5 protein-coding genes are annotated in these 4,516 nt (G+C 63.1%); all 5 read left to right on the top strand.

Annotated features, from left to right (window positions below; translation table 11 throughout):
* On the top strand, positions 1 to 398 hold a 398-nt coding region (locus Q0R27_RS01330; RefSeq protein WP_366079630.1), incomplete at its 5' end, for a hypothetical protein.
* Positions 399 to 794: 396 nt separating this feature from the next.
* Positions 795 to 944: a hypothetical protein gene (locus tag Q0R27_RS01325; RefSeq protein ID WP_293940288.1), complete on the top strand. Its 150-nt coding sequence runs from the start codon at positions 795 to 797 to the stop codon at positions 942 to 944.
* Between the two features lie 17 nt (positions 945 to 961).
* On the top strand, positions 962 to 1,204 hold the full coding sequence (locus Q0R27_RS01320) for a hypothetical protein (protein ID WP_293940287.1): 243 nt from the start codon (positions 962 to 964) through the stop codon (positions 1,202 to 1,204).
* Between the two features lie 11 nt (positions 1,205 to 1,215).
* Positions 1,216 to 2,430: a hypothetical protein gene (locus tag Q0R27_RS01315; protein ID WP_293940286.1), complete on the top strand. Its 1,215-nt coding sequence runs from the start codon at positions 1,216 to 1,218 to the stop codon at positions 2,428 to 2,430.
* On the top strand, positions 2,430 to 4,516 hold a 2,087-nt coding region (locus Q0R27_RS01310), incomplete at its 3' end, for a hypothetical protein (RefSeq protein ID WP_293940285.1). The genes Q0R27_RS01315 and Q0R27_RS01310, both read left to right, overlap by 1 nt.

The raw sequence follows: 4,516 nt of genomic DNA, 5'->3' as shown, positions 1-4,516 counted from the left end.
GAAGCAATCCGTCGCTTAGTCGACAAGGGCCTCGGATAGCGCGCGTGGACGCCATCGCATGCCCCTCTGCCTACGTTGTTGATGGCGACACGCTGCGCTGCGGCTCGATCCGCCTGCGCCTCCTCGGGATCGATGCGCCTGAGCTTCCCGGTCACTGTGCCCGCTATCGGGAGTGCGCACCGGGCGATGGCTTTTCATCGAAGCGCCGCCTGATCGACGCGCTACGCAATGGGCGGGTAAGCTACAGCATCGTCACGACCGATCGCTTCGGGCGCTACGTTGTCGTGGCGTGGGCTGGACGGGTAAACCTGTCATGCTGGCAGCTGCAGGCGCGCCAAGCCGTCTATAAGCCACGCTGGGACAATGGCGGATTGATTAGGCAATCTTGTGGGCTTTGAAGCGCGCGCCATTGAGAATCTTTAGCTTGCGGATGCTCATCTGTGGAACGTCAAGATTGGAAATAGCTGTGGATCGATCGCATTTGATTGGTTCTAATGCTGTCCAGGCATCCACTCTAAGCCGCCAAGCTATTCTGGAAACTGTGTTTAATCGTGTGATCGGGGATTTGCTCCCACGCTTGCTCCCCCAACACCCCAGCGCCGCGCCCTCTTTTCGGATCGGATGATCGTGTCGCGCCGCCCGTCGGCAACATGGCGGCAATGGAACGAGGCGACACCGTCAAACAGCATCGAACACCAGCGAACGTGGGCGAACAACTATCTGATTCTAAACGGTAATCTAGCATTGCGGATCAATCTGTGCTACATCTGTCGTTGATATTTGGAGGCTTTGCCATGCAGTTCGCCGTTCACGACCACACAGTTCGCTTCCGCGCCAACAGCAGGCTCGTTGCTGCTGCCGTTGAAGCTGCTCGGGGGCGGGACATGACGCTGTCCGAATATCTTCGCGCGACCGTGCGCCGCGATCTGGCGCGAGCAGACTGATGGGAATGCCTGACAGAGTGCGTACCTTGGGCCTCTCGCCGAGTGACGAAGCGCGCGTGTTCGTGTGGGAAGACATGGTGCAAGGCCTCGCCGATCGCCTTCGGATCGATCACGCGTCGGCTCGCACTGCCGCATTCACGATCCCGTCAAACCTGCTCTCGATGCTGGACAGCCCGCAAGGTGTCGCCGCGCTCGGGGCATTTATCGTCGGCCAGCTTGGCGCTGGCGAAGCCCTGCCCGTCCTGCCGATAATTCATTGAAAGAGAGACCGTTGATGGCAATCCTCGCGCCCCCGCCCCCTCCTCCGCCTTCTGGCCCCCAGACGGTCTCGTTTCAGGCTCCGGGCCAGCCAGACCCGCAAGTCGATGCGACGAGCGACCTTGAGAACAGTCAGCGCACTCGGGCATTGGCGGCAGCGCTTCGCCAGCAATCGTTCGATGCAATTCCGGACAACGGTGGCAATATCTCGTGGACTCAAGGTGTCGCGAAGCTCGCTCAAGCCCTCGTTGCGAGCAGGCTGGAGCACAAAGCGAATGTCGGCGAGTGGGACGCGCACGCAAAACAGCAGGCCGCACGCCGCGCTGTTCACTACGGCGACGCGACGCCAGCCGATCTTTCAGCCAATCCATTCCGCAGCGACCACGAACGCGCTCACCTTGTAAAAGCACTACGGAACCTAAGTTCGCAGGCGAACGGCGCTCAGCCACCCAGCGCCAGCCCAGCGGCTGTTGGCGTGGTCCAGCTGCCAGGCAACAATACTCCGATCGCGGTTACTGCCGCTCCCATCGGCAATGCGACGCCTTCCATTGGGCCTCAACCTGGCAATCCGGGTGCTCCGCCTCTCCCCGGTGGCGGGCCTGGTCAACCCAGTGGATCGAGCGTCCAGCCTCCCGTGCGAATGGACAGAATGTTGTCATCTATGCCTGCCGATGCCGGCATGTATTTCGAGCAGTCCGATCCGGAAGCGTATTGGAGAGCAGTCGGCAAAACTCAGGAACCTGCTGACGACGAGCGCTACGCTTCGCACTTCGGTCAGTCCGGCTCAAAAGAGTTCAACAGCGCGTTGCAAGACTACCGTCTGCGCAGCTTCGGCCCGTCTGCTATCGATGCCAAGGGCGCCCTGATGGGGGACCGCTACGGCTACATGGGCGAATTGCAGGATGATCGGCTTCGCTCAAGCGAGCGCAATACGGACGTTCGGACGGAAGCTTCAGTCGGCAACAACATCCGATCAACCGGCGTCACGTCGCGAGGGCAGGACCTGAGCCACAACGATCGCATGCGGGGTCAGGACTTTTCGCATCAGGATCGCACCCGTGGCCAGGACATGACCGATTCTCGGGTCCGGGGAAGCGCAGCCTTTCAGGGAACTGGTGGCCGTGGTCATGGCGGCGCTCCAGCTGTGGCAGTGGGCCCGAACGGTCACAAGATTGTCGTTCAAAACGGGCGCTGGGTTGATGCTCAGACGGGCGTCCCGGTTCAATAGTGGCCGACCTTCCGCCGTTGCCACCGGGATATGCGCTCGACGCAGGCGTGGCTCCAACCAATGGCTATCGGACGCCGGGCTGGGGGATGGCACCGGGCACGCCCGGCACGCCTAACTCGGGGATGCCTCCCCTCCCGCAAGGTTATTCGCTCAAGCAGCGCGGCTCGCTGAGCGGCGGCAACTATGTCGCGTCGGGCGCGGTCCACGACGGCGACACGCTCGGCCTCAAGGGCGGCGGCAATGGTCGCCTCTCCGGGGTCGATGCATTCGAGCTGGGTCAGCCCGGCGTCGTAGGTGGTCAGTCGGTTCCGCTTGGCGATCAGGCTCGTACGCGTCTTGCCGGGCAGGTAACGCCATCGACCAGCCTGCAATCGACTGGCGCGATGACCTATGGTCGCCCGGTTGTGATCGCACGCAACGGCTCGACCGATCTCGGGCTCGACTCGATCAACGCCGGGCTGTCGTTGCCCGTCCCGCAGTATCTGGCGAACGATCCTGTGCGCTCGCAACAGTATCTCGATGCTCAGCGGGGGGCGATTGCCGACGAGCGAGGGGCCTATGCTGGCACCTATCAGACGCCTTCGGACTATCGCCACATCGAGGACGGTGCGCCGCTGCACGGCAAGATTGCCATGACGCCGGACCAGGCCAACGAATATGCGGCTCTGGTCCGCAATTCGAAGACGAAGCCTGGACAGCTTGAGGCTTGGTCGAGCGCGCTAGGCCATCCGATCGGCAACGCCTCCAATATTCTCAGCTTCATGCGCCACAATCCGAATGCGCAGCTCTCGACCTATTTCCAGCAGGATGACGTGGCTGGGCTGCCGGTGTTGCCGAATGGCCCGGCACTGCCCACACGCATCATGGGCGCACTGAATGAGGGCTTGGCCGATACGGTCGGCTTCATGGTCGATTTGGGTAACAGCGGTATTCGAGCCGTCGGCCTGCCTACGTCTGATAAGCCTATCATGGGTTCGGATTGGATCAGGTCCGGCATGCACGGCGTCGGCATCGGGCAAGCCTCTGAAGGCTATGCGCCCCGCTCCGATCTGGAACGGTATGGGCAAGCGTTCTCGCGCGGTGTCGGGCAGGCTGTGGTGCCGCTGGGCGGATCGCTTGCCATTGGCAGCAAGCTTCGCTTGGCTGCGCCCGCCCTTGAGACGCTGGCAAGCCCGACGCGCTCAGCGATCCGGGAAGCCTTTGTCAGCGGGGCGGCAAACCCTGCGGTCACGGTAGCGGCCGAAGTCGGCGGCGGTGTTGGGGCCAATGTCGCGGGACAGGTTGCGGACGATTACGCACCGGGCAATCGCTGGGCGCAGGTTGGCGCTCAGGTCGTCGGCGGATTGGTTGGCGGCGTGGGCGGCGGCATGGCTGCATCGCGCCGGGTGATCCCGCATGGTGTTGAAGAAGGGCCTCACGTCGGCAACGCCCCCAACGCCGCGCCCGAAGGTGAGACGCCTCCGCCCCCGCCGGGGTACACTGTCCAGCAGCCGCACCGCATCGCCGCAATGGCAACCGAGGATCGCTCGCCAACGCTGATGGGTCCATCTGTACGCCCGCGCGATTACATCGATGTCGGGAACGTGCCCCCGCCGCCACCGGGCTACACGCTGGAACAGCCCTTCGGCGTCACGCGCCGCCTGGGTGATCCGCTCGACGGTCATGACATCGCCAAGCTTGCCGAGGGCGTCGATCCTCGCTCGGTCCTGCCTCGCCCTTCCAACATGATCGCCGATGCTGAGGAAGCTGCTGCTCGACCGTCGCCGCGCGAACTGGTCCATGCACCCGACGAGTTCAGCGAGCTTTCCGTGAGCCGGCCGAACGGCAAGACCTACGTGCGCGGCCCGCTCGACATGACACAGCGCCTGCGCACTTTGGGTGGTATCCGCGATGAAGGCGGCAACCTTGCGCACCTCGGGATCGATAATGCGCCCCGTCGAATGGACTTCGGCAGCAATGAACAATTTCTCGGCAGGCTCGTCCATGACCAAGGGATGCCACTCGACGAGGCTGCGCACGCGCTTTGGGAAGAAGGCTACTTTCCCGAGTTCCGCGAAAGCCCTACTGGGCACGATCTGATCGACCG

Source organism: Sphingomonas sp. (assembly GCF_025362505.1).
GTDB lineage: Bacteria > Pseudomonadota > Alphaproteobacteria > Sphingomonadales > Sphingomonadaceae > Sphingomicrobium.
The sequence above is the reverse complement of the archived record's forward strand: the minus strand, read 5'-3'. Positions and strand labels throughout refer to the sequence as shown.